20 protein-coding genes are annotated in these 24,904 nt (G+C 48.1%); 1 reads left to right on the top strand and 19 read right to left on the bottom strand.

Translation table 11 applies throughout. From position 1 onward, the window contains the following. Positions 1-119 precede the first annotated feature (119 nt). From ABIO93_RS26040 to ABIO93_RS26105, 14 genes are all read right to left on the bottom strand, one after another. Positions 120-1,136: a LacI family DNA-binding transcriptional regulator gene (locus ABIO93_RS26040; protein WP_348072932.1), complete on the bottom strand. Its 1,017-nt coding sequence runs from the start codon at positions 1,134-1,136 to the stop codon at positions 120-122. Between the two features lie 210 nt (positions 1,137-1,346). Further along, positions 1,347-1,766, bottom strand: a complete 420-nt coding sequence (locus ABIO93_RS26045) for a DoxX family protein (RefSeq protein WP_348072933.1) — start codon at positions 1,764-1,766, stop codon at positions 1,347-1,349. Positions 1,767-1,778: 12 nt separating this feature from the next. Then, entirely contained in the window at positions 1,779-2,243 is a 465-nt protein-coding gene (locus ABIO93_RS26050) for a YHS domain-containing (seleno)protein (RefSeq protein WP_348072934.1), read from the bottom strand. 14 nt (positions 2,244-2,257) lie between these two features. Further along, positions 2,258-2,761: a hypothetical protein gene (locus ABIO93_RS26055; protein ID WP_348072935.1), complete on the bottom strand. Its 504-nt coding sequence runs from the start codon at positions 2,759-2,761 to the stop codon at positions 2,258-2,260. Positions 2,762-3,070: 309 nt separating this feature from the next. After that, positions 3,071-3,685: a LysE family transporter gene (locus tag ABIO93_RS26060; protein ID WP_348072936.1), complete on the bottom strand. Its 615-nt coding sequence runs from the start codon at positions 3,683-3,685 to the stop codon at positions 3,071-3,073. A 1-nt stretch (position 3,686) separates the two neighbouring features. Next, a complete protein-coding gene (locus tag ABIO93_RS26065) occupies positions 3,687-4,799 on the bottom strand; it encodes a hypothetical protein (RefSeq protein WP_348072937.1) in 1,113 nt (370 codons plus the stop codon). Further along, a complete protein-coding gene (locus ABIO93_RS26070) occupies positions 4,786-5,502 on the bottom strand; it encodes an NRDE family protein (protein ID WP_348072938.1) in 717 nt (238 codons plus the stop codon). The genes ABIO93_RS26065 and ABIO93_RS26070 overlap by 14 nt, the downstream gene beginning before the upstream one ends. 139 nt (positions 5,503-5,641) lie before the next feature. Further along, positions 5,642-7,120 carry a sigma-54 dependent transcriptional regulator gene (locus ABIO93_RS26075; protein WP_348072939.1) on the bottom strand — a complete coding sequence of 493 codons (1,479 nt, stop codon included), beginning with the start codon at positions 7,118-7,120 and terminating at the stop codon, positions 5,642-5,644. A 96-nt stretch (positions 7,121-7,216) separates the two neighbouring features. Then, positions 7,217-7,618 carry a response regulator gene (locus ABIO93_RS26080; RefSeq protein ID WP_348072940.1) on the bottom strand — a complete coding sequence of 134 codons (402 nt, stop codon included), beginning with the start codon at positions 7,616-7,618 and terminating at the stop codon, positions 7,217-7,219. Then, the gene (locus tag ABIO93_RS26085) at positions 7,605-9,524 is read right to left on the bottom strand and encodes a PAS domain S-box protein (RefSeq protein WP_348072941.1); all 1,920 of its coding nucleotides are present in this window, start codon (positions 9,522-9,524) and stop codon (positions 7,605-7,607) included. The genes ABIO93_RS26080 and ABIO93_RS26085 overlap by 14 nt, the downstream gene beginning before the upstream one ends. A gap of 83 nt (positions 9,525-9,607) precedes the next feature. After that, positions 9,608-10,000, bottom strand: a complete 393-nt coding sequence (locus ABIO93_RS26090; protein ID WP_348072942.1) for a response regulator — start codon at positions 9,998-10,000, stop codon at positions 9,608-9,610. 226 nt (positions 10,001-10,226) lie between these two features. Then, positions 10,227-11,081: a glycerophosphodiester phosphodiesterase family protein gene (locus ABIO93_RS26095; RefSeq protein WP_348072943.1), complete on the bottom strand. Its 855-nt coding sequence runs from the start codon at positions 11,079-11,081 to the stop codon at positions 10,227-10,229. 32 nt (positions 11,082-11,113) lie between these two features. Further along, positions 11,114-12,592, bottom strand: coding sequence for a SusD/RagB family nutrient-binding outer membrane lipoprotein (locus ABIO93_RS26100; RefSeq protein ID WP_348072944.1), 1,479 nt, complete (start codon positions 12,590-12,592; stop codon positions 11,114-11,116). Positions 12,593-12,604: 12 nt separating this feature from the next. Further along, positions 12,605-15,760 carry a SusC/RagA family TonB-linked outer membrane protein gene (locus ABIO93_RS26105; protein WP_348072945.1) on the bottom strand — a complete coding sequence of 1,052 codons (3,156 nt, stop codon included), beginning with the start codon at positions 15,758-15,760 and terminating at the stop codon, positions 12,605-12,607. A 168-nt stretch (positions 15,761-15,928) separates the two neighbouring features. Between ABIO93_RS26105 and ABIO93_RS26110 the strand changes: the two genes are divergently transcribed. After that, complete coding sequence (locus ABIO93_RS26110; RefSeq protein ID WP_348072946.1) at positions 15,929-17,458, top strand: SulP family inorganic anion transporter; 1,530 nt, start codon at positions 15,929-15,931, stop codon at positions 17,456-17,458. A gap of 64 nt (positions 17,459-17,522) precedes the next feature. On the opposite strand, the gene ABIO93_RS26115 is transcribed toward ABIO93_RS26110, so the two are convergent. The 5 genes from ABIO93_RS26115 to ABIO93_RS26135 form a co-directional block, all read right to left on the bottom strand. After that, positions 17,523-19,040 (bottom strand): RagB/SusD family nutrient uptake outer membrane protein, encoded by a 1,518-nt coding sequence (locus ABIO93_RS26115; protein WP_348072947.1) that lies wholly within the window; start codon positions 19,038-19,040, stop codon positions 17,523-17,525. A 30-nt stretch (positions 19,041-19,070) separates the two neighbouring features. Beyond that, positions 19,071-22,436, bottom strand: a complete 3,366-nt coding sequence (locus tag ABIO93_RS26120) for a TonB-dependent receptor (protein ID WP_348072948.1) — start codon at positions 22,434-22,436, stop codon at positions 19,071-19,073. Positions 22,437-22,478: 42 nt separating this feature from the next. Then, entirely contained in the window at positions 22,479-23,582 is a 1,104-nt protein-coding gene (locus ABIO93_RS26125; RefSeq protein WP_348072949.1) for a FecR domain-containing protein, read from the bottom strand. A 97-nt stretch (positions 23,583-23,679) separates the two neighbouring features. Next, positions 23,680-24,282 (bottom strand): sigma-70 family RNA polymerase sigma factor, encoded by a 603-nt coding sequence (locus ABIO93_RS26130; protein ID WP_348072950.1) that lies wholly within the window; start codon positions 24,280-24,282, stop codon positions 23,680-23,682. 82 nt (positions 24,283-24,364) lie between these two features. Continuing rightward, positions 24,365-24,892, bottom strand: coding sequence for an energy transducer TonB (locus ABIO93_RS26135; RefSeq protein ID WP_348072951.1), 528 nt, complete (start codon positions 24,890-24,892; stop codon positions 24,365-24,367). Positions 24,893-24,904: the final 12 nt, after the last annotated feature.

Raw genomic sequence — 24,904 nt, forward strand, 5'->3', positions numbered from 1 at the left:
CCTGCCCCATACTTTGCATAATCAATGGTGTAGAATTATTTCTTGACTAAATTGATAAAGATAGAAGAAATCAGACATAATTCACCTGCACGGGAAAGCCTAAGATGGATACGGGAGGATTATGCTCTTAAAGTCGACTCTCTGATGATCAATTCTCCTGGCAGGACGACTTCATTTCCTTTGAAATTGCTTTTAGTAATGTGCTTGATGAGCATTTGACAGCACTTTATCCCAATTTCATAGGCAGGTTCTGCCACGGTGGACAGGGTAGGGGTAATAATTTCGCAGATCGGGTCATTCGTGAAGCCTATCACTCCTACTTCTTGACCCACTTTTATATTTTTCCTTTTCAAGGCTACAATGGCACCAATCGCTTTTCGGTCATTTACCGCGAATATCGCATCCGGAACAGCGTCTTTGCCATGAAACAATGTTTCGATATCTGTTTCACCCTCTTTTTGTGAAAAACCCGAATAGACAATCCAGTCATCTTTCGCAGAAAGACCATGGTCGAGCAATGCATTCAGATAGCCTTGCAATCGGTTTTCTGTAAGAAATCCACCTTTGGGGCCGGTAATATGCGCAATGTTTTGATATCCCCGGTCAATCAGATGTTTTACGGCCATATAGGCACCGTTGTAATCATCCTGCATGACTTTCGACACTTTTATTTCATCTGGTACGCGGTCAAAAAATACGACAGGCAGACCGTCCTCAATGAGTTCCTGAAAATGCATACAGGAATCCGAGGGAGAGCAGATACAGGCAAGAAGTCCATCCATGCTGCTGACCGACAGGTCTTTAACTATCTTTTTTTCTAATTCCTCCGAATCATTGGTAATGTACAAAATGAGATGATAATCGTTCTGCTGCGCGATCTCCTGAATGCCCGTGATGACCGTTGAAAAGTAATAGTTGGTAATGGCAGGGATGATCACCCCAATCTTATGGGTACTCCTTTTCACCAGCCCTGTTGCATTGAAATTGGGCTTATAATTCATTTTGGCGGCCATTTCGATGACCAATTGCTTCGTCTGCGAGCTTACGTCATAGGCATTCCTCAGCGCACGGGATACCGTGGCAACTGATATTCCGAGTGCGTGGGCTATGTCCTTGATAGTGGTAAATCGACGCATTTACTTTTTTTCGACAAGATACGAGGAAGATTAGACGATCGCATTCCCGCTGATCATTACCTGTCGATGTACAAAATTATTTGCATTGTTCCAGAACCGGTCGATCACCGTGCCGTCGGAGGCGGTTTGTCGCGCACTTCCGGTTTGGTACTCGGTAAATAAAAACTTCCGGATTAATATTTTGGCTTCATTTTGTTGATGACGAAGAGATTACCTGATCTTCATTGCGTTATTTTTGCGGTCCCTTATCAGGTTCAGCAAATGGTCTTTCTCAAAAAACACCAGCAGTGCGCAACTTATAAAAACGATCAGCGCATAAATAAACAGCTGTCCGCCATCGCCCTGGACTTCAATGCCGAGTACTGTGAGATGGGAGACTATGGCGCCTGCTATCACACCCAATGCGATGAATGCGCCGATGCCGGTCGTGGCGGGGATCAAAATAAGTATTGCTGCAACCAGCTCAGCCACCCCGGATCCTATCCGCCCCCAAGGCTCGATACCCAATTTCGAAAAGATATAAACCGACTCTTCCGCAGCCGTAAACTTGAAAAACAAAGTCTGCAGTAAAATAGCCGCCGGTATTATACGGAGCACCCAGAATGCGATATTGTTAGTTTTTTTTGACATGAGTTTGGTGTTTTAGAGATCCTTACTTAGCTTAACCCAGTTCGCGTCAGCTTTCTTTTTCAGCTCCGGCTCGTCCTTATTCCAGCTTTTAAGGGTGTTGTTGAAATATTTGTTATAAAACAGGTAAAGCTTGCCGTTCAGGACTTTGAATGTCTCGGGGTCCACCTCTACTTTTTCCCCGCTTGCACCCATGGCGTAGGCGCACCAGCCGCCGTATTGGGGCTTGTATTTGGTGGGGTCGGCCTTAAACAAGTCTCGGTTTTGTGCGGAGGAAAAATGGTAGGTCACGCCACCGTCCGAAGCAGTCAGCTCCTTTTTGCCTTCCACAGCTTTGTTGGCTGTGAAGTAGGCAACAGGATCGTAGCCTTCGATCGCGAGACCGGATTTGGGAATGTTTCCTTGTTTTTTGGTAGCATCCTGCGCCATGATCGGCGATGAGATGACCACCAGAAGTAGAATGATAATTAGCTTTTGCATGGATAAGATTTGTTTTAAGCTGTTTCCTTGTGTTTGACAGTGGAGTACGCGACCCCGAAATTTTCGGCTAACCTGATCTGCTGGAAATCAACCTTAACTGCGATGGCGATGATCGCCATATGGTGCACGGCATGTTCCACATTATAAAGCAGTTCCCTGTAAAAAGTGGTCGTAATGTTGACATTGTAACGTTCCTCGGACGAATAGGATGCTTCCAGTTTGAGTACCAGATCTTCCTTCATTATGCGCATGAGGGCAATGAGCTCCTTCATCTTCGAAATGGCTTCATGAGGATCATTTTCCAGTAAAAGATTACGTTCGCGTTTGTCGTAATTGAGCTTGCCCGTGTTACCTGCCCGCACGGCCAGGTCGTAAAATTCGAGGATATGCCGTAAATGGCGTCCGACCGAATTGGCTGATAGCAGATCAAGCGATTTGGTGTATTCTTCCCGCGAAAATTGTTCTGTCATTTCAATCAGCTGACCTAAAATCCCGATGGAAACATCCTGTAATTTCATAGCTTTAAGTATGTTTTGACTTCCGTTCTTTCAGGATTATAACTCAAAGGATATGCCAAGAGAGAAGCAGGTTCAAAATGGCCCTAATGCTGTCAATTCGCATTATTTGAAAGCTAAAATGCATGGTGCCAGAGAAAAAGATTTTCGATATTTCGTAATCTTTCCGCTGTTTCGTGAGAAATCAGGGAGTATCCGGAAGGGTTGGTTGCGACGAGCGGGTAGTGTTGCGAAATTTGAAAATATCTTGATAACATTTCTAACGGCCGCAATTGCCTCAGCCCGGTTAAGCGCTCATCTTTGGCAGGACCGCTAAGTAAACAACGATATGAACTGGAAAAGGGAAAGGAACAGAAAGAGGCAGCCGATCGTGCGGTCCATGTGGTGCTGATGCGCCGCCACAATCCTGGTGAGAAAGCGGCTGGCATAGGCGAAGGGAAGTAAGCCTGCAATGGTACCGACCGAAATTCCGATCACGTAAATGACAATCAGCGAATGTTGCGAAAGCCCGATAATGCCTTTCCCTTGTAAAAGCGTGGTATAAAGGATCCAGAAAGGGAAAGCGACTACGTTGAGAATGCTCAGTAGGGTTCCGAGATAGAACGACGAAACCGTTTTTTGTTTGCTGGCTGTCAGGCTGTTCTGCTTCCGAATGTAGTAAATGCCCATTCCAAGCAAGGTAATGGTAGCGACCACTTCTGTGATGGGTCGCAGGGCTGGGAATTCGATGATGGATTTGGTCAGCTGTACGGAAAGGTAACTGTAAACCAGCTCCACGAGCGCACAGGCCAATGCAAACCTGAGCGCGGAGCTCATTCCTTTTTTCAGGGATACATCCATGATCGTAATGTTGAGAACGCCCAATGGAAGCGTTCCTAAGAAGCTGACGATCAGTCCGGTCGCGAAATTAAGGGGTAGGGAGGTCATGTTATCGGATTCGTGTTTTGTCTGCTTTGATCCGTTTCCAGATTGCACGGGCTTCCGAAAAACGCATGTAGGTAACACCGGTTTTGTGGTTGTAGACGCTGATTTGGTAAAGCATATTCCAATGTTGTAACAGCACTTTCCAGCCTTCCCAAATCGTAAAACCCGGATCATAAATGTGCGCTGGCTCGGCACCGGCGCCGTTCAGTTCCATGATTTTAATGTTTTTGCCTTGATATAAATCAGCCAGATTGGTACACCGCAGATCGTACCGTCCATAATAAAACCCGTCGATTTCCATGCTTATTTTGTCAAAAACCGAAGTCAGTTCCGGTGTGATCAGATGATTGGCGTTAAGGAACTTGGTGCCCAGGCAATGATTGCCAATCGTAACAAGCGTCATTTTCTTGCCGGTTGGCAAGACCTTGTGCAGTGATTGCTCATATTTAGTTTTCAGCAGATCCCATTGTAATACAGCCCTGTCGCTGGCCAGGATCAGTTCGCCCAGGTTATCCCGCCCATTCCCGGTCACGCTCAAAAATTCTTTTTGCACAATGGAAGATATCGTCCCGTACGGCTGATTGGGTATCCGGTAATAGAACACGCCAAATTCCAGCGGAAATGGCACATATTCCTGGATCAGGTAATCTACCGGACTTTTTTGATGGTAGGCCTGCAATGCGGCCAACGTTTCTATTTTTTCGACGCCCCATCCGCGTTCCCCTGCATTGGGTTTTGCAATAACCGGAAACTCCAGATTGGCATTGGTGAACAGTGCCGTGGCAATGTCGGCATCCCAGTTCCGTTTAACCAACACCGTTACCGGCTTGTAAGCATCATTGATCAGATTCAGGATATCAATCTTGGATTCACCAAGCAATCCGCCCGACTCAATCGAGGGGTTGGAAGCCGAGAAGAAAAAGAATGACCTTGCTTTGAACGATAGCCACAGCCAATACACAAATACAGGAATGTAAACTACCGAGAAAGGCCAGTATTCCCAGCTTTTCAGACGGATTAGTCCCGCGCTCTTTGGTGATTTAAAAATAAAAAGTGGCTCTGGGGCAAGGCTTTTCCTGATTGCAATTTCCTCTTCAATTTTGTCAGTTGGATACATGGTGCAGGGATGTTTCGGGTGCTGGTTCGGAGTGGATGAGGTCTTCGTAGGTCATTTCCATGTGAGTGCCTGAGCGCACCACGCTCGTGAGGCTCACGGTCGCGTACAGGTTATCACGCTGCATACGGACTGCATTCCCCGGATCGCCATCGCCAGCGGTGAGGTGAAATTGGCGGATGCTGTTCAGCGAAAGATCGGGGGTTGAAATGATCCATTCGCTGAACCATTTTTCCCGTTTTGCCATGATGTCGGGCTGGTAAAGCGTCGCCGATGACCAGATGTGTTTTCGGGAAGCATCCTTTTTTTCCATGAAGAGCTGGGTGCCGTCCCAGCGCAGCACAAACAATTCACCAATTTCAACGAGGAGCAAGGTGAATGGTTCGAGACCGCTGAAATCATACTGATCAGCGAAACCCCGGATCGTCGCATAATCGAATGCATGCAGGACGACCAGCCCACGGCTGTGTTTATACGGAGGTTTGGGCTGATGGCTCTTAAATGCACCGTTGAGCAGACAAACCGTGCGGGTGCTGGAACTGGCGATCCAGGTTCCCTGACCTTGCGGGTCTTTTGGAAATGTTACTTCCTGATCGTGGCTAAACACCCATTCTGAAAGTCGCGCTGCTGGCCGGGTGATTTTTTCGTCGCGGCTGGAAGTGAGAATAAAACCGTTTTGTCCTGGAAGATAGCTGACCGTACACATATTGATACCTTTTTTTGAAAAGGTATCAAAAAGCTATTCCAAGTTAGATTATCTATTCAACTATCTGTAAATCAGTAATATAAAAATATTTTAAAATGTGAATAGGGAAAAGATATTCCGATATTTCGTGAAATTTCTTTTAAAATGGGAATTGTTCGGGGCGTTTGATGCCGAGTTTACGCATGCGGGAATCGAGGGTCGTCGGTACCATGTCCAGGATCTGGGCTGCACCATTGTTACCGCTTACCTTCCAGTTGGTTTTGTTCAAAACAAAAATAATGTGTTCTCGCTCACATTCTTCCATGGTCATCAGGCTGCCCTTGGGAGCTATGGCCGGTTTTCTGGGCGACCAGTCATCGAGCGTCAATGTCCTTCCGGGCGACATAATGATCGATCTTTCTACCACATTTTCCAGCTCGCGGATGTTGCCTGGCCAATGGTAGGCCATGAGCGCATCGATCACTTTTTGAGGTACCTGATCAATGACTTTACCCTGGTCTGCGCCGTGTTTGATACAAAAATGCTTAACCAGAAGCGTGATATCCTCTTTCCGTTCCCGCAATGGAATGCTTGACACTGGGAATACATTGAGCCGGTAGTACAGATCTTCCCGGAAACGCCCCTCCGCAATTTCTTTTTCCAGGTCACGATTGGTAGCGGCAATGATGCGGACATTCACTTTCAATGTTTTGGTGCTGCCCACGCGCTCAAATTCTCCTTCCTGCAATACACGCAGCAACTTGGGCTGCAATTCAAGCGGCATTTCACCAATCTCGTCCAGAAACAATGTACCGCCGTCAGCCAGCTCGAAGCGGCCATTTTTTTGTGCAGTAGCACCGGTAAATGCCCCTTTTTCGTGGCCGAATAATTCGCTTTCGATCAGGCTGGCTGGTAATGCAGCACAATTGAGCTTAATAATTGGTCGATTTTTTCGGTTGCTGAGGTTATGCACTGCACGCGCGAGTAATTCTTTTCCGGTACCCGATTCACCGTTGATGAGTACGGTGCTGTTGGTAGGGGCTACCTGCCGGATTTTGTTCAGTACTTTTTCAAATATTTTACTCTGGCTGATGATATCATCCGGATTTTTGGACTGTTTTATTTCCTCTTTCAGGTATATATTTTCAGCCTGTAACTGATCTTTGAGGCTTTCCACTTCCACCAATGCCTTATTCAGGTCGGCAGTACGCTGTGTTACCAGTTGTTCGAGTTTTTGTCTGAGCGTCGCGAGCGCGAGGTGCGTACCAAGGCGGGACAGTACTTCGTGGATTTCAAAAGGTTTGGTAATGTAGTCGACTGCGCCCATGTTAAAGCCATTCACCTTGTTGACGGTTTCGGTCAGGGCTGTCATAAAAATGACCGGTATACCCTGGGTTTTGGGTGAGCTTTTCAACAAGCGGCAGGTCTCGAAACCACTCATGCCGGGCATCATGACATCGAGCAGGATCAGGTCGGGCAGGGCATAAGCAGCTTGTTCGAGTGCGCTTTTTCCATCTGTTGCCACCAGCACTTTGTAACCCGATTTGGTCAGCACGTCAAACAGGATACTAATGTTATTGGGTGTGTCGTCGACGATCAGTACCGTGTTAGTTACCGCTTCGATTGAACCGTTTTTCATGGTCGTTGTAAAAATGCCTGCAATTGTTTGTCCTGGGAAAGAAGCCCTAAATTAGGAGATTTTTAAGAATAGTCCTGAAATATCGAGGGCACGATCTTATCCGGCCTTGTCGATTTTTCGGTAAAGCTCTTTAACAAACGGGCCATAGTCGACAAAAAGTTCAGGCTTGATCAGGTACTCACTGGCTCCCAGTGACAAGCACTTTTCCCTGACTGCGATGACCGGTGAAGTGGATGTAATAATAACCTTGATTTGCTCATATTCCTGATCAGACGTGATCATCGAAACGATATCATAGCCATTTTTTCCTGGCATGTTCAGGTCCGAGAGGATAATGTCAGGCAACTCAGCGGGGCTTTGGTCCAGCCATTCAAATAGCGTGTCGCCATTTACAAACTCACCCAGGATATCGAATGCCCCGAAAGCCTTAAATTCTTCTTTCATAAAAAAGCGCTCGTCGTCGTCGTTTTCAACAATTACCAGTTTATACTTTTTCATTGGATGTGAAAGTTTTTGCACCAGTTTCCCAGAGCGTAAAATAAAATGTGCTGCCACTTTCCGGTTTTGATTCAACCCAGATCCTGCCCTGATGCCTTTCAACGACTTTTTTGCAGATAGCCAGCCCCATTCCGGCTCCCGGATAATTGCGAGCTGAGTGGAGCCTTCTGAATGGATCAAAGATTTTAAGGGTACTGTCGGCATCCATACCAATGCCATTGTCAGCAATTGCTACGCGGGAATGTCCGTTCTCGCAGGTATGCGTGATCCTGATGACGGGCTGCTTGCCATTGGTGAACTTGATCGCGTTGCTGATCAGGTTTTGGAATAGCTGTGTCAGCTGGACTTTATCGCCCGTAATCGTATCCCCATTGCTTTTGTCGAACAGCACCTTCGCCCCTGAAGCATCCAACGAACCTTTTAAATTCTGCATGGTATGTTCCAAAATCTCGTCAAGAGTCCAATGTTCGGTACTGATTTGGCCCTTACTCACCTGAGAATAGCTGAGGACGTTATCAATCAGCTCCCTCATGCGGTTTGCGGCGAGTGTACATTTGCCTACATAAACATCGATATCCTCAAAGGAGCCTTTGCTAATCCGGTCGCTTATTAAATGTAGAAAGCTTTTAACTGTCCTGAGTGGTTCCTGCAGATCATGTGCTACAATGGATGTAAATTGTTCCAGGTCATAATTTGTCTGCGACAGCTGGGCGTTGATAGTCTCCATTTCCTGCGCAATTTTTCGATATTTTTCTGAATTTTCCCGGTCGGTTTGCTCCGCTATTTTTCGCTCGGTCAAATCCCTGGTAACTTTGGAAAAGCCTACCAGGACCCTATCCGCATTGTAAACGGCTGTAATAATCACATTGGCCCAAAACTTGCTGCCGTCTTTTCTGATCCGCCAGCCCTCTTCTTCATATTTTCCATTCTTCCGTACTTCCTTCAATTCAAAGGCTGGTTTGCCATTAAATATTTCTTCCTCGGGATAAAATATCGAGAAATACTTGCCTATGACTTCGGACGGATCATAACCTTTGATTCTCTTGGCGCCTTCATTCCAGCTCACGATCCTTCCTTTTTCATCCATCATAAAGATGGCATAGTCCGTGACCTGCTCTACCAGCAGCCGATATCTTTCTTCGCTTTGCCGGAGCGCCGACTGTTCATTTTTCTGCTCGGTAAGGTCCTTGGTCACCTTCGAGAAGCCGATCAGCTTATTTTCGTCATTATGGACCGCCGTAAGTACAATGCTGGCCCAAAAAACAGAACCGTTTTTTTTGACCCGCCAGCCTTCTTCTTCGTATTTACCTTTTTCCCTGGCAGTCTCTAATTCAATACTGGGTTTATTATTAAGAAGATCGTGCGAGTTGTAAAATATGGAGAAGTGCTTTCCCACAATCTCACTGGTGGTATATCCTGTAAGTTGCACTCCACCTTCGTTCCAGGTGATAATGTTTCCCTCCGTGTCGAGCATGTAGATCGAGTAATCCAAAACTCCTTCCACTAACAGGCGGAACCGCTCTTCATTTTCCTGAAGAGCCATTTCCTCGTCCTTTTGTTTGGATATGTTGCGGATCACGCAGCCGAAACCCGTTTGCTGACCGGGATCATGCCCTAACGGCACAATAGCGGTTTCTGCCCAATATTTTTGACCGTCGTATCTTCGGTTCCAACCTTGCACTAGCGATTTTCCCTGTGAAGTTGCGACGCCTAAGTCGTAGGTACTTTTAATGTGGTCGTCCGGATGAATGGTCAGGAAGTGGATGGGTTTCCCCAGCAGATCTTGTATCTCAAAACCCGTTACGGCAACAACTGCTGCATTGCCATAGACGATGCTCCCAAAATTGTCCAACTGTAATATGGCATCTGGCAAGCCGTCAAGCAGCAAATTAGACGGTATATTCATCGAATATTTGAATTGTATTTGGTATCGGTTAGGACCCGGACTTACTTAAAATAATAGAACGCAATGTACCTAATTTATAACGGTTATCCGGCGCGCATCAGTTGTTGGATCTGATCAATGAGCAGTGGCAATGAACCCGTTTTTTCTACAAATAGGTCCACACCGATCCTTTTCAGCCGCGGCTTCCATTCATTTGGGATCGAAGTTGAATAAATGATGATACATGGATCATCGAATGCTTGGAGATTTTGCAGCTGCTGTAAACACTCGCTCCCACTGGTTCTCGGTAAGTTGATGTCCACAAAAACATAGCCTGGCGGGGTTACCGACTGCTGACTGAAATGAGCGACTGCTGACTCACAATCTTGAAAAAAAATGCATTTTAATGGTTGATCGATGTCATCAAGGGCCATTCTAAAAATTTCCTGATCGTCCATATCGTCGTCAATCAACACCAATAGTCCTTTATTTCCCATAAATGTCATTGAAAAAGCCGAAAAGAAATTGCCAACAAGGATGTATAGCAAGAGCCATGCCAGAAGAAAGCATCTGTAAAAAAGTTTGTTCTTTACTTTTTCATTGCAGCCGGAATCGGCTAAGGGGTCAATGGCGTATTGACGTGCAAGTTGAGGTTAGCTTGCTGCTAGCAAATCGCTAATTTAAAAGGCATGAGAGCCGGTGATGATTAAATTGGACCGGTATTTAATCATAAGTAGGAACCACGGGTTCAACACCCGCCGCCTTCGCTGCGGACAGGAAATCAGCGACATTGTTCACCAGCACAAAATCAATTCCTTCGGCGTATAATGCGCTGAGTTCGTCGGGCGACTTGGCGTAGAAATAATTGATTTTGATACGATTATCCTTCAATGATTTCATCAATGTTGCTCTGTTCTCGCCCGATTCATTCCGCAATAACTGGATGAAATTGGCGTCGTTGTCGATCGTTGCCTGCACATATTTGGGCGTATTTTTTCGGTAGCTATTATCTCCGTTGCAGATCAAAATACCCGGAACAGTCTTTCTGGCGGCTTTGGCGGCTTTTTCAGAACAGGTCAGAAATGCCTGGTGCAACCGGCCCGATTTCGCCAGCATGGCGGCGGCTTTTGTACCCACGGCCTCGTCGCCTTTCAAATGACAGTTGAGCCACACATTATGGGGCATCATGGCGAGCGTTTCCTCAAATGTGGGTACTCGCGTTCCTTTGAACTTCTCCGCCTTTTTTAAGCCCGCGTCCAATGCACGGATCTGGGAGAATGTAAGTTCGGAAACCTGGCCATTTCCATTGGTAGTGCGGTCGACGGCATCGTCGTGCATGATCACCATCGCGCTGTCTTTGGTAAGCTGAATGTCGAACTCGATCATCTGCGCGCCAAGCCGAACGGCTTCCGCAAATGCAGGCAATGTGTTTTCGGGATGCGTATCCATGCAGCCACGGTGTGCACACAAGCCGCGTTCCGGCATCTTGGTCTTCGACTTTTGCGCCTGGGCGACATGGGCTACCAGGGCAGCCCAAAGTGAAAGGACTGCCCAGATAACAATTTTATTTTTGCACATGATTTTGAAAATCAACCAGATATAAATTTAGACTATTTGTTCCACCAAACCTTGACATCGGCATCATCGCCATTCATCGAAGCCACAGCGCCGGCCAGCGCTTCCGGGTTCAGCGATTGCAGGTAGGTAGGATAGGGAACACGGGAAGGGAACGTATTCTCTGCCGGAATGCCAGCGCCGCGCGGTAGCACCGGGTAACCCGTTCTCCGCTTTTCAAACCACGACTGGTAGTCCACGAAAAAGTATGCATAATATTTTTGCAGCATGATCTGCTCCAACTGTTTTTCGGCCGTAGCAGTTGCATTGAACGCAATGTCGCCCTGCCTGGTAAAACCCGACGGCATGGTCACGCCCCATTGCGTCATGGAAGCAGCAATACCCGATTCGTAGTGTTTTTCGGCAGAGGAACCTGTGGTGTATCCCTTTACTGCCAGCTCAGCTTTGATGAATTCTACTTCCGCCCATGTCATCATCACGCCCAGCTGAGGCAATGTCTTCAATGCATCCGAATAGCTCGAATTGCTTCCTACTGCATATTCCAATGTGGTGGGGTAGCCGCTTTCGATGCCGCGAAATACGCTTTCAGTACCCGATTTTACCTGCGTCGCCCAGGCTGCACGGCGTGGATCGCTCAGCTCGTTCATAGGGTCCATAAAAAATTTGGTATAGTAATTACCGTCGCGCCAGTCAACCTGCCTTGCATTGTAAAAGGGATTGAAAAAAGGAAATGTACCCGGATACCTGAAAATCGCTTCGTCGGCATTGGCGGTGAAAACGGGGTTGGCCGTCGGGTTAGCGAGAATGGCTGTGATTTGTTCTTTCACATTCACTTCACCTTCCCTTTTTGAAATCCGTAACAACAATCGCAACCGCAGCGAGTTGCAGAACTTCTTCCATTTCAGTATCCCCGGATTTTTCCCACCCGACAATGCATTCGAATTGTAAAGCATATCGCCGCCGTAAGTCAGCGCCTTGGTTTCATCAAGCAGGGAATTCGCCGTTTCCAGGTTTTTGAGGAGCTGAATGTAAATGTCCTTTTGTTTGTCAAATGTGGGTTTGAAGTTTCCTTCAATGGCTTTGGTCGCCTGAGAGTAAGGCACATCGCCGTAAAGATCCGTCAGAATGGAGTAGCTCCACGTTTTGTAGATCAGCGAAATCGCCTTGTAATTATTCTCATTGAGCTTGTCGGCAATGATGTAAATGTCCTCTATATCATTGAGATACGAATAAAAATTATTCCAAACGCCGCTACCCGGATTCACAATGTAGCGGTGAAGTCCGCCACCGCCCGCACTTGCGCGTGGCGCATCCACTTGCATAAGCTCGTGCGTGAAATTGCGGCTGGCATTCACGGTACTGTTTACGATCTGGTATTGCAATTGTCCCAGCATAACGCCCGGCGTGATTTCCTTCGGGCGGTTGGGGTCGGTATTGAGCTCTTCGAAATTGTTGGTGCAGGAGACCAATATGGTCAGCAGCAGCAGAAATGGTATATATGCTTTCTTAAACATGATTTCTTTGGATTAAAATTTCAAGGTAAGGTTCATGCCCATGGTCCGGGTGGAAGGAAATTGCGCCAGTTCGACACCCGGAGTAAGGGTACCGTTGTTCAGGTTTCCGCCTTCGGGATCAAACCCTGGAAATTTGGTAAAATTGAAAAGGTCCCTGCCGAACAGGGCCAGGCTGGTTTGGCGCACACCGATTTTGGAAAGCAATGCTTGCGGCAGGTTAAATTCCACGCGTACTTCCCTTATTTTCAGGAAAGAAGCGTCAAAAATGTTGGTTTCAGCATTCGTGATCTGGTAATAGTTGTCATAATAAGAGCTGGCAGGGACCTTCACGGTATTCGGTGTGAAGCTTCCATCCGGCTGTTTTACGACGCCCTGTCCAATGATCCCGTCCTCACGGCCAGGCAAAGTAACCTTTGTTTTACCCAAAGTATTGTTCTTGTGGCTGGTCTGCGAAAACATGCTGCCTCCTTTCTGCCCGTCCAGGAGCAGGCTTACGCGAACGTTTTTGATCGTAAACTCATTGGATATGCTCGCTTTCCAGTCCGCAAATGCATTGCCCCATTTCTTGGCAGTCGGATCCAATGTGGCCGGAAGTCCAACCGAGGAATAAATGATCTGACCGTCCGGGGCGCGTTGGAAACCGCGTCCGTACATATCGCCCATCAGTCCGCCCACACGCGCCTCAATGCTCACATTGGTATTATGTGCATAAATCACCTGATTGGTAATCCCGGACGCAAGTTCTCTCACGAAACTCCGGTTTCTCGACCAGAGCAATGTCGTATTCCAGCTAAAATTCTTTGTAGTAACCGGCTTCCCCGTAAGCTTGATCTCCACGCCACGACTGTTGATCAGCCCTGCATTGATCAATGCATTGGAATAACCCGAAACAGGGTCCAGCGGAATGGCCAGGATCTGGTTTCGGCTGTTGTTGTTATAATAGGCAACGTCGAGGCCAACCCGGTTTTTCAGCAAACGAACATCCAAACCGAACTCATAACTCGCCGTGATCTCAGGTTTCAGGTCTGCATTGAACAGGGTGGGAGAATTGGTAAAGCTATTTCCGTAAATCCGGTCGTAGTAGCGGGCTGTCTGGTAGGGGCGGGTATCATTACCGACCTGCGCCCACGAGGCACGGAACTTGGCAAAGGAAACAGCCTGTGGAAGTGTAAAAAGCTCGTTTAATAAAAAACTGGAACTCACCGACGGGTAAAAGAAAGAGTTGTTGCCATAAGGTAGCGTACTCGACCAGTCGTTCCGCCCGGTTACGTCCAAGAATATTTTTTCGTCCCACGAAAACTGGGTGGCAGCGTAGATACTGTTGATCGCTTTTTTGGTTTTCAATGGATCTGCTACTGCCTGATCAAGACTGTTGGAAATCTGGTAAATGCCAGGCTGTGCAAGCTGGTCGGCATACATACCTGCGAAATCGTACGATTGCCGCATGGCATTGGCACCCACAGAAGCGGTAACATCGATCAAATCACCGATTTTGTCCTTATAATTGAGCAAAAAGTCAGTATTGGACTCGTAAGTGAATACATTCTGCTCCCGGTACATGCCGCGTGGGTAGCGGGTCATGCTGAACGGGCGCTGCTGCGAGCGGAACTCGAAAGCCATATCCAGCCCCGAACGTACCAGCAGGTCGAACTTTTTGGAGATTTCATAATTGGCCGACACATTGCCGATAAACCCGTGCTTGTTCATTTTGTTGAGCATTTCGTACATGCCCAGGTAAGGGTTGTCGGGCGTCGGGTTGAATGGGCTTCTTTGTTTCACATTTTCCAGTCCCGGCTCCCAGTAGGGTTTAAACCACTCGGGCTTAATGTTCGGGGTCGTTCCCAGGATCAGAAAGTACATCAGCGACTGGTTGTTATAGCCCGCCATCGGCAGGTTGTCGCTTTTCTTATTGGTATAATTGGCCTTACCGTTTATTTTTAATCTTTTCGAAACACGCTGATTGATGGATAATGCCGCATTGATCCTTTCAAAACCGGTATTTGGAATGATCCATTTGTTTTTCAAATGCGTGAGGGACAACCGCGCCGAGCCATTTTCGCCGCCACCTTCAATTGAAATGCTATTCGAGAATGTAGTACCGGTCTGGAAAAAGCCGGAAATGTAGTCTTTGTTGGCGACCCAGGGCGTGCGTGCGGTCGGACGGCCGTTGTCGGCGTCGGGGTTATACTGGAAATAGGATTGGCCATTGAATTTTGGACCCCAGGCCCTTCCTGCCGCAACCGTGGTGGCTGTGTTTGGGCCATCTTCGCTGTCGAGATAGGAGAAATACGCGCCGCTTCTTCCTTCGCCATACTCAAATTGATAGTCGGGATAGCGGTTGATCTGCTCAACACTGAAATTGGAATTGACGGTTACGCCAATGCCCTTATCCTGGCGAATGCCTGACTTGGTCGTGATAATGATCGCTCCACCAGCTGCCCGGCTGCCGTACAATGCAGTAGCGCCCGGACCTTTCAGCACGGTTACTTTGTCGATATCGTCTGGATTAATGTCTGACAAGCTCGAACCATAATCCACCGGGCTGTCGGCCGAAAGGTGGGAATTAAAGCCAGTTCCGGTGATACGGCTGCTCACAGGCACGCCGTCCACCACGATCAGTGCCTGGTTATTGTCCAGGTTCAATGACGATTCGCCGCGCAATGTAATGCGGGAGGAACCCATCGGCCCTGCGCCTGCGCCCTGAATGTTAAGTCCCGCCACTTTCCCGGAAAGGGTATTGACCCAGTTGTTGGATTTGGCGTCTTTCACAGCATTTTCATTGATCGTCTGCGCAGCAAAACCCAGGGATTTTTCTTCCCTTTTGATCCCTAATGCCGTTACTACCACTTCATTGAGGATCTTGGTATCTTCCTTCAATGTCATGTCGATCACACTTTTATTGCCAATTGGCTGCTCCTCGGAAAGGAAACCGATGGCAGAAAAAATAAGGATGGCATTTTTGGAGGGAGCAGCCAGCGTGTACCCGCCGTTGGCATCGGTAGTAGTACCAATGCTGCTTCCTTTGATGAGAATGTTGACGCCCGGAAGCGCATCCCCGGCCGGTGCGGTAACCTTCCCGCTGATCGTGACGGACTGGGCGGACGCTTGCAGAGACAAGCAGCATCCAACCAATAAAGCAAAGAATGCCTGCAGTAAATTTACTTTCATAGATAGTTAGCGGTTAAGTGAGCCCGCCGGAATAGGAGTGACCGGCGTAGTTTTATTCAAACTGCAAAGCTACCTGTGGTCTGTTAGGGGTATTTTAAGCCAGGGTTATACAATCGTTAACTTTTGAGGAATATCGGTATCTTCCCACTTTCATTTCACTCATGATCCATGAAGGGTTACATCAATATTTTTGATTTTTCTCAAAAAATAAATTATAAAACTGAGATTTTGGCAGGCCTTACTGTCGCCATGACTATGATGCCTGAATCGCTCTCATTTGCGATTCTTGCCGGTTTACCACCACTTGTCGGGCTATATGCCGCATTCATCATGGGCCTTGTAACTTCTATTTTCGGGGGTAGGCCGGGACTGATATCCGGAGGGGCAGGTGCGACGGTGATCGTGTTGATAGCCCTTATGAAGTCGCATGGTATTGAATATGTTTTTGCCGCAGTGGCGTTGGCTGGTGTTGTACAAATCCTGGTGGGTATCTTTAAATTCGGGAAATTTATCAGGCTGGTCCCCCAGCCCGTGATGTACGGATTTGTCAACGGTCTTGCCGTGGTCATCTTTATGTCGCAGCTCGAACAGTTTAAAACGGTTGTCAACGGCGAGTCTACCTGGCTTACGGGTACGCCTTTGCTGGTCATGGGCGGGCTGGTGTTGCTGACGATCGCTATCATTGTTGTTTTGCCAAAAATTACCAAGGTAGTACCGCCCTCGCTGGTTGCGATTATGGTTGTTTTTATCGTAGTCCTGGGATTTGATATCGATACCAAAACTGTGAGGGACATTGCGTCGGTAAGCGGAGGTTTTCCGCCTTTTCACATTCCGCAGCTGCCAGTTAATTTTGCTACCCTGCAGATCATTCTGCCTTATGCGTTCATCATGGCCGGTGTAGGCCTGACCGAGGGATTACTGACGCTGAACCTGGTGGATGAATTGACAGCGACCAGAGGTAATGGAAACAGGGAATGCATTGCGCAGGGAAGTGCCAATATTTTAAACGGATTCTTCTTCGGGATGGGTGGCTGCCCTATGATCGCGCAAACATTGGTGAATCTTTCGGCCGGTGCAAGAGCGAGGCTGTCCGGGATAGTCGCCTCATTAACCATTTTGGCAATAGTCCTGTTCGGCGCACCGATTATTGAGCTGGTGCCGATGGCCGCACTCACTGGCGTCATGATCATGGTCGCTTTTGGGACTTTCGAATGGGCCAGTTTTCGGGTTATCAACAAAATGCCGAAGCAAGACATTTTCGTTGGAATGCTGGTGGCAGCGATCACCATTTTCCTTCATAACCTGGCTTTGGCGGTTTTGATCGGGGTGATTATCTCCGCTTTGGTTTTTGCCTGGGAAAGTGCCAAGCGAATCCGTGCCCATAAATCGGTTGATGAGCATGGTACCAAGCATTATAAAATTTACGGCCCGCTTTTCTTCGGATCCATTACCGCTTTCAATGAAAAGTTTGATATTTCCAATGATCCGCAAGAGGTCATTATTGATTTTTCGGAAAGCAGGATTGCCGATATGTCAGGCATTGAAGCGCTCAACAAGATTACGGAACGGTACCATAAGGCAGGTAAAAAGGTTCTCTTGAAACATTTGAGTCCTGATTGCAGGCAGCTGCTGCGCAATGCGAATGATATTATTGAAGTAAATATCATTGAAGATCCAAACTACCACGTGGCTGTTTGAAATATAAAAGAATAGGCTGACCACGCGATCAGCCTATTCTTTTTATACATCAAATAAAAATGGATCAGTAACCCGGGTTCTGAGGGGCCAGATTGGGATTAACCTGCAACTCCACTCTTGGTATCGGCATTAAATAATCGCGCGCGGCACTGAAATTCTGATGCGGTTCAAGCGAGCTCGGGCCTTTGAAAACCACATCGCCCAGCTTGCGGCGCTGGATATCGTACCACCTTTTGTATTCAAATGCGAGTTCGAGCCTGCGTTCTTCCATGATCAGATCAATGAATGCCTGCTTGGTAAGGCCAGTCGCAACATTCGCGGGAAATACCGATGCAGTACCCGCCCAGTTGCGCGCCCGCGCCCGGATTTCGTTAATATACCCGATCGATTCGGGAGTGGGACCATTCACTTCCGCTGAGGCTTCTGCGGCGATCAGCAACACTTCTGCATAGCGCATCGCTGCATAATTGTGATCCGAATAGCGGCCCTCTGCGTTGGAATTCCCTGCAAAACGTGCGTATTTGGCAATATGAGGCCTTTTTGTATTCGGGAAAACGGTATAGGGTGCCAGCTTGCCAGCGATCAGCAAAGAGTCGTCGAAACTTACCTTTTTGCGATAATCACGTGCATCCCATGTATCGTACACTTTTTGGGAAGGCACGACTACGCTCCACCCGCTGCGGGGCGCATCGCCGCCTCTCACGCCAGTCATCGGAGGCATAATGTCGTCGTTTGCACCACCTTCACCTGATTGCAGACCGAGAAAATCAATCGCAAAAATGTGTTCCTTTAAGTTGTTGGCCTGGGGAGCACGGAAAAGTGTCTGGAAGTCAGCTTCCAGCCCGTAGCCAAACTTGTCCTTATTATCGATCACCCATTTGGCTTCGCTATATGCTTTGGCATAGTTGCCCATCGTAAGGTGCACATCTGCAAGGTAGGAAGCGGCAGTACCTTTTGTCGGTCGGCTGCGCACATTGGCGGGCTGCTGGTCGGGCAGGTTTTGTTTTGCAAACTCAAAATCCTTAATTATTGCCGCATAAACCGTCGCCGCTGGTGTGCGGGTAAGCTGCTTAACAGATTCGGGATTGGTGATAAAAAAGTCAATGTAAGGCACATCTCCGAACACACGCACGAGATGGGAATACGCAAACCCGCGTACAAACCTTGCTTCCGCAATGAGTGGGTTCATTTCTGCCTCGGGAAGCCCCAGCTGATTAGCGCCCGCAATGGCAGCATTCGTAGCGCTGATCACCTGGTACCAGTATGGCCAGAACTGGTTGACCATGTTGTTGTTATCGTCCATATTGAAGTCGTTCACCTGCTGTCTTTCGGCAGGGGTACCGCGATCACCGATATCGCTCATGTCGTCACGCAGCATCAGCGCTGACACGAACTGGCGACCGTACAGCCGCTCGGAGGCGATCCAGCCATAGGCTCCAAAAATCGCTGTTTCCACATCTTTTGGGGTTTTGAACAGCGCTTCTGGTGCCAGAAGGCCTACGGGCTTTTCCGTCAGGTCAACGCAGCCAAGCATGATGGCCGGGCAAAGTATTAGAAGGAATTTCTTGATATGCATTTTCATAGTATTCTTGTTTAAGTCAAGTGCTGATTACTAGAAACCAATGTTTAGTCCCACCGTATAAGATTTCGCGTTCGGATAGCTCGCATAATCGAGGCCCAGGTTGCGGTTTCCATCGGTATCACCTTCTGACGAATAGTTTACTTCGGGATCATACCCTTTGTATTTGGTAAAAGTCAGAATGTTCTGGGCGCTCACATAAACCCTCAGTTTGGTCAGGCGCATCTTGTCCAGTGCGGATTTTGGCAGGTTATAGCCCAGCGCAAGGTTTTTCAACCGGACAAAACTTCCGTCGTAAACCCATCTGGTTGACACGCGGCGAGTTCTGCCAACCATCGCTTTCGGCACATTGGTATTTGTATTGGATGGTGTCCAGCGGTTAAGAGCCTCTGTGGTCGCATTGTTGATCCCCGAAAGCAGGTTCAGCTCCATCAACGTATAGCTCAGCAGGTCATTACCCTGAGAAGCCTGGAAAAACATATTCAGGTCGAACCCTTTGTAGCTGAAATCGTTGTTGAATCCCCAGGTGAACTTCGGGTGCGGGTTCCCGATAATGGCACGGTCGTCGCTGTTGAGTTTTCCGTCAGGTTTGCCGGTCAGTTTGCCGTTGGCATCTTTTTCACCGTCAATGTCCCTGAACTTTTCCCCACCGGCAGCCACTTCAAAGCCACCACCCGGAATGAAATTGTCGTTTTGCTGGTACACGCCGTCATACAGCCAACCATAGAAGCTCCCCACCGGTGACCCTTCGCGGAGTATCTGCGTCTGTCCTAAACCTACCATGTGCCCGGGTGCCGAGTTGTAGAAAATGTCGTTACCATTCGGCAATGTCAGTACTTTGTTCCGGTTCAATGAGAAGTTAAGGTCCGTGCTCCATTTGAAAGCGCCAATCAGGTTACGTGAGTTGAGCGTGACTTCAAAACCCTTGTTTTCAACCGAACCGATGTTCTGCAATTGATTGGTATAACCCGAATACTGTGGCAATGGCACACTGAAAAGCAAGTCACTCGTCACACGGCGGTAGTAATCCAATACCAGATTTAAGCGGTTGTTGAGAATGCTGATGTCGGTACCAATGTCAAACTGCTTGGTCGTTTCCCACGTCAGGTCGTCGTTGGCTACTGTCGTAGGGCGTACCGCATTCACGGCTACACCATTAAGCACCGTGTACACATTAGAGAAGCGGGACATCGTTTGATAAGGGGTAATGGCCTGGTTACCAGTTAGTCCGTAGCTCACGCGCCACTTCCACTGACTGATCGCCCGCACATTTTCCATAAAAGGCTCGCTGGACATTTTCCATGCAAATGCCCCGGAAGGAAACATCGCCCATTTATGGTTTTTACTAAAATTAGAAGACCCGTCACGTCTGATGTTCGCCGTGAAAAGGTAACGATCTGCGAGTGAGTAGGTGAGCCGTCCATAAAACGAAGCCAGCTGCCACTCCGAAAGGCCGGAAGTAGGACTTTGCCAAACGGATGAACCGCCCAGATTCCAGAATGAAACCGCATCGGTAATGAACGATTGTCCGGTACCAGCCCAGTTTTCATTGGAGGATGTCTGGTAGGAATAACCCGCCATCAACGACAGATCGTGGTTAGTACCGATCTTTTTATTGTATATCAAATAGTTTTCGTTCAAAAGCAGCGTGCTTTTGCTACCTGCCACCGACGCCCGCCCGCCAAGATTGCGGCCGTCGTTCAATGTACTGGGCAGGTAAGTTCCTGCACGGCCGCTGTTGGTGGTAGCACCCAATGTGATCCTGAATTTCAGATCGTCCAGAATGCTGTATTCTGCGAAAAGATTAGCCTGAATGCGGTCATTCAGTGACTGGTTCTCCAATTGCGTCGCGATGGCATACGGATTGTCAATCGGGTCGTTCAGCCTGGCCACTGTAAAACGGCCGTTGGCATCGCGGATAGGCTGATCAGGTTCAAATTTGAATGCCGCTGCCACCACACCCGGTGTCAGACCGGACGATCCCTCCTGCGTTTTCGACTGATCTCTTGATACGCGCTGGGCAAACATGTTCAGGCCGAATTTCAGCTTTTTGGTAGCCTGAATGTCCAGATTACTGGTGATCGAAAACCGGTTGTATCCCGAATTGATAATGATACCCTTGTGATCGTACAATGCGCCGGAGATGTAATATTTCACATTATCGCTACCGCCTGCGACGGATAGCTGATAGTTCTGAATGCCGCCTTTCCTGAAAATCTGGTCCTGCCAGTCGGTATCGGCACCTGCGGAAACCACATTGGGGCGGGCTTCCTGTACATAGTTCAGAAACTGGGAAGCATTCAGCAGATCAAGCCGGTTAATCTCTTCCTGGGATGAGAATGATGTATTGAAGTCAATTCTCGGTTTTCCGGAAACACCTTTCTTGGTAGTGACCATAATCACCCCGTTTGCACCACGGGAACCGTATATCGCCGTGGCCGATGCATCTTTCAAAACTTCGATAGATTCAATATCCTCCGGCGGGGGCAAAGCGCCGCCCACAAACCCGTCGACCACGTAAATAGGGTCGCTGCTGGCATTGATAGAGCTGCTACCACGTACCCTCACTTTAAAAGTGGATCCGGGCTCGCCATTATTGGCCTGGATCTGTACACCCGCCGCACGTCCCTGCAACGCTTGTATCGTACCTAATGCGGGATAGGCAGTAATTTCCTGCGCTTTGACAGATGAGACCGAACCCGTTACATCGCTTTTTTTCACCGTTCCGTAACCCACTACCACAATTTCTTCCAGCGATTTGTTGTCTGTTTTCAGGCTCACATTGATCTGGGTCTGATTGCCTACACTGGCTTCGTGAGAAGTGTATCCTACAAAGCTGAAAACCAATGTTGCATTACCATCCGGTACCTGAATCGTGTAGTTACCGTTGGCATCGGACGAAGTTCCCGACTGCGTTCCTTTGATGAGCACATTCACACCCGGCAATGCTTCGGAATTCTGCGCGTCAACGACCTTCCCTTTTACGGTGATCTCGGCAGCGGAGGTGAGCAAAGAAGCTGACTCAGTCAGACTGCCCGTTTCCTCTGGTTTAATTACGATATTCTTTCCTTTTACTTCATAGACAAGTCCTTGTGGTGTCAATAAACCATCGAGTACTTCGGAAAGCGGTTTGCCTTCCGCAGCAATGGATACCTTCCGATTAGACTGGATCAGCTTGGAGCTGAACACGAACCTGACATCGGCCTGCTTCTCGATTTTACGTAAAACCTGGCTTATTTCCTCGTCGGTAACGTGCACGGTAACTTTCCTGCCTAATAACTCCTGTGCGTTCATACTAGCAGCCGTTGCCGCTGCGATGAAGCAAATGGCAAGCACAAGCTGTAAAAAGCTCATTCGCAGCAACGAAGCATGATTGCTTGGTGGTACGGGTTTTTTCATAGTTTCAAACATTTGGTTAAGTATTTAGATTGACATGACTCACTACCTCGCCTGGCATCCTTTTCCGTCCACAATGATCCGTCCGTCGATCACTTCGTAGCTCGCACCCACGGCATTACATATCAGGTCGAGCTTTTCGTACAGGGACAGATCCGTCAGCGTTGCGGTGACAGGGCAATTTTTCATTATGTTTTCGTCGAAAATGATCTCTATACCATAGGCTGTATGCAGGGTTTTAAGGATTTCTGAAACGGGAGAATCTTCAAAATTGAAGCTTGGGACTTTTTCGGGCGCAGCTACGATTTCCGGGTTTGGAACGAGTGTCTTGGTGATCCTCGTGGTTTTTTGGGCCACAATCAGTTGCTGATTAGGCTCTATGACCACACCCGACTGCTCGCTGATCTCGTCCATATCATCGGATAGGTCGTTTTCGCGCGTAAACACTGCTACCCGTCCGGTCTTGACGGATACCGATACTTCTTTTTCATTATTGAAAGATCTCACATGAAAGCTGGTACCGAGCACTTTGGTGACCACCTTGCCGGCGTAAACGTAAAATGGTCTGCCGGGTTCTTTCACGATATCAAAAAATGCACCACCGGAGAGCTGCACCAGTCTTTTGGAACCAGTAAAATGCTCGGGGTAACTCAGCCGGCTCCCCGGATCCAGCGTTACCGAACTGCCATCCTGCAAAGTGATCCGGATTGTTTTTTGAGCGTCATTGCTCACTTCTTTCAGCATTTCACCAGCTGCGAGCAATTGTTCGAAGCCGGTTTGTTTACGCATATTGTACCTCGTAAAAAGTGTGGCGAAACCGGCGAGAAGCAGTAGCAGGCAGGCAGCGCGGAACCAGAACGATCTTAGTAGAGGCGTATGCGACGACACTTCCGAAAGTGCGCGATCGTCGAAATGTTCCATGATCTCTCCGATTGACCGGTTTTTTTCCGACTCCGGCAAATGTTCCAGCCTTGGGCCGATCGCCTGAACCAGTTCCCGGGCCTGCGCGATCACCGCAGCTTTGTGGGGGTTTTCCGACTGCCAACTTTCCCAGAAAACATGGTCTTCCTGCGTGGGGACCAGTACCCATCGCCTGAATGCCTCGTTCCAGACAAAGTCTTCTGCGCCGAAATGCCCGTATTCGTTCATGTCTTGGTTTTGCTTTTCAAACACCATTAGACACAATTCGCGATCTGATACTGTGTTATTCCAACTTTTTTTTAATTTTTTTTGAGAAAATTTTTGATCAGCACAAAAATGAGGTGAGGAGCAGCGAAATGACGGGTTTCCATTGTGTCCTGAGCCATTTAAATGCGGCTTGCAGCAGGTTGGAAACGGATTGCGGACGAATGCGCATCAGGTCGGCAATTTCGTCGCGATCGAGGTTTTGAAAAAAACGGAGGTACACCACTTCCTTCTGCCGCTCGGGAAGCTCGTTCATCAGTGAAGTCATTTGCCTGGCAATGTTGCCGGCTTCTTCGGAAAGGATCAGGTAATGCTCCGAGCTGAATTCGATTTCAAAACCAGTTGTTTCCGTATCACCGGGTACCATCCAGCGCTGGCGTTGTTCGAGCCGGTGCAGCCGCCTGCGGAGCGATGCCAGCAGGTACGGTTTGGGTGGAATGTCGCTGCTGAGGCGCGTTCTTTTTTCAAGTATTTCGAGAAAAACGTCCTGGATCGAATCTTTAATGAGTTCCCGGTCGCGACTGAACTTATGCCCGAACTGGAACATCAGGTCGTAAGTGGCTTCCATTAGTTTTTGAAACGATTCCCGGTCACCTCTCAACGTGCTGCACCAAAGCTGGCTGATCTCGATCTCCTGCAAATGGTCAATGCCAAAAGATTTCATGTTCTGCCTGATTTAAGGACGTTGGAAGTTCCTTATCAAAGACGCAACCCTTGAAAAAGTACCCGTATTTGCAGCATTAGTTTTAAAATTCCTTCAAATCAGTAAAGGAAACCGGCAGGTTGAATTTAACCCTGACCGGTTTACCGTATAAAGTGCCGGGCTTCCACCTGGGCATCAATCCGACGACACGCATAGCCTCCTCATCGCAGCCAAACCCCAGCCCTTTCAGTACCGCTATATCGTTAATTTCACCGGTATCCTCTATTGTGAACGTAAGAAAGACCCTTCCTGAAATGCCAGCGTCTTTTGCTGTCTTTGGCATTTTTAAATTCGATTCAATAAATTTGTACAAGGCGTTGTAGCTGCCCGGAAATTCAGGCGGCCGATCAAAATGGGCGAAAACCTTTTCATTCTGAGTTTCTTCCTGATCTTGCAAAGCGTTGGGCATGTTATCATGAAACGGCTGTTGTGGCACTACCACATCCAAATGTCCCGTATCAATTGGCATTAAAATGGATGCATTGGCTTGTGCTTTAGTTCTTGGGGAACAACAGTTAGAGGTTGCCAATCCAGCTGCGGCGATAAAGAAAAGAATATGATGATATTTCATGCTATATATAAT

The organism is Dyadobacter sp. (genome assembly GCF_039919315.1).
Taxonomy (GTDB): domain Bacteria; phylum Bacteroidota; class Bacteroidia; order Cytophagales; family Spirosomataceae; genus Dyadobacter.

Bases quoted from the DNA above. Each gene is read 5' to 3' on its own strand.
- ABIO93_RS26115 (WP_348072947.1), bottom strand. From the start codon at position 19,040: ATGAAAATGCATATCAAGAAATTCCTTCTAATACTTTGCCCGGCCATC.
- ABIO93_RS26075 (WP_348072939.1), bottom strand. From the start codon at position 7,120: ATGAAAAACGGTTCAATCGAAGCGGTAACTAACACGGTACTGATCGTC.
- ABIO93_RS26120 (WP_348072948.1), bottom strand. From the start codon at position 22,436: ATGAAAAAACCCGTACCACCAAGCAATCATGCTTCGTTGCTGCGAATG.
- ABIO93_RS26055 (WP_348072935.1), bottom strand. From the start codon at position 2,761: ATGAAATTACAGGATGTTTCCATCGGGATTTTAGGTCAGCTGATTGAA.
- ABIO93_RS26060 (WP_348072936.1), bottom strand. From the start codon at position 3,685: ATGACCTCCCTACCCCTTAATTTCGCGACCGGACTGATCGTCAGCTTC.
- ABIO93_RS26090 (WP_348072942.1), bottom strand. From the start codon at position 10,000: ATGGGAAATAAAGGACTATTGGTGTTGATTGACGACGATATGGACGAT.
- ABIO93_RS26065 (WP_348072937.1), bottom strand. From the start codon at position 4,799: ATGTATCCAACTGACAAAATTGAAGAGGAAATTGCAATCAGGAAAAGC.
- ABIO93_RS26105 (WP_348072945.1), bottom strand. From the start codon at position 15,760: ATGAAAGTAAATTTACTGCAGGCATTCTTTGCTTTATTGGTTGGATGC.
- ABIO93_RS26110 (WP_348072946.1), top strand. From the start codon at position 15,929: ATGAAGGGTTACATCAATATTTTTGATTTTTCTCAAAAAATAAATTAT.
- ABIO93_RS26125 (WP_348072949.1), bottom strand. From the start codon at position 23,582: ATGAACGAATACGGGCATTTCGGCGCAGAAGACTTTGTCTGGAACGAG.
- ABIO93_RS26085 (WP_348072941.1), bottom strand. From the start codon at position 9,524: ATGAATATACCGTCTAATTTGCTGCTTGACGGCTTGCCAGATGCCATA.
- ABIO93_RS26070 (WP_348072938.1), bottom strand. From the start codon at position 5,502: ATGTGTACGGTCAGCTATCTTCCAGGACAAAACGGTTTTATTCTCACT.
- ABIO93_RS26095 (WP_348072943.1), bottom strand. From the start codon at position 11,081: ATGTGCAAAAATAAAATTGTTATCTGGGCAGTCCTTTCACTTTGGGCT.
- ABIO93_RS26135 (WP_348072951.1), bottom strand. From the start codon at position 24,892: ATGAAATATCATCATATTCTTTTCTTTATCGCCGCAGCTGGATTGGCA.
- ABIO93_RS26045 (WP_348072933.1), bottom strand. From the start codon at position 1,766: ATGTCAAAAAAAACTAACAATATCGCATTCTGGGTGCTCCGTATAATA.
- ABIO93_RS26050 (WP_348072934.1), bottom strand. From the start codon at position 2,243: ATGCAAAAGCTAATTATCATTCTACTTCTGGTGGTCATCTCATCGCCG.
- ABIO93_RS26040 (WP_348072932.1), bottom strand. From the start codon at position 1,136: ATGCGTCGATTTACCACTATCAAGGACATAGCCCACGCACTCGGAATA.
- ABIO93_RS26130 (WP_348072950.1), bottom strand. From the start codon at position 24,282: ATGAAATCTTTTGGCATTGACCATTTGCAGGAGATCGAGATCAGCCAG.
- ABIO93_RS26100 (WP_348072944.1), bottom strand. From the start codon at position 12,592: ATGTTTAAGAAAGCATATATACCATTTCTGCTGCTGCTGACCATATTG.
- ABIO93_RS26080 (WP_348072940.1), bottom strand. From the start codon at position 7,618: ATGAAAAAGTATAAACTGGTAATTGTTGAAAACGACGACGACGAGCGC.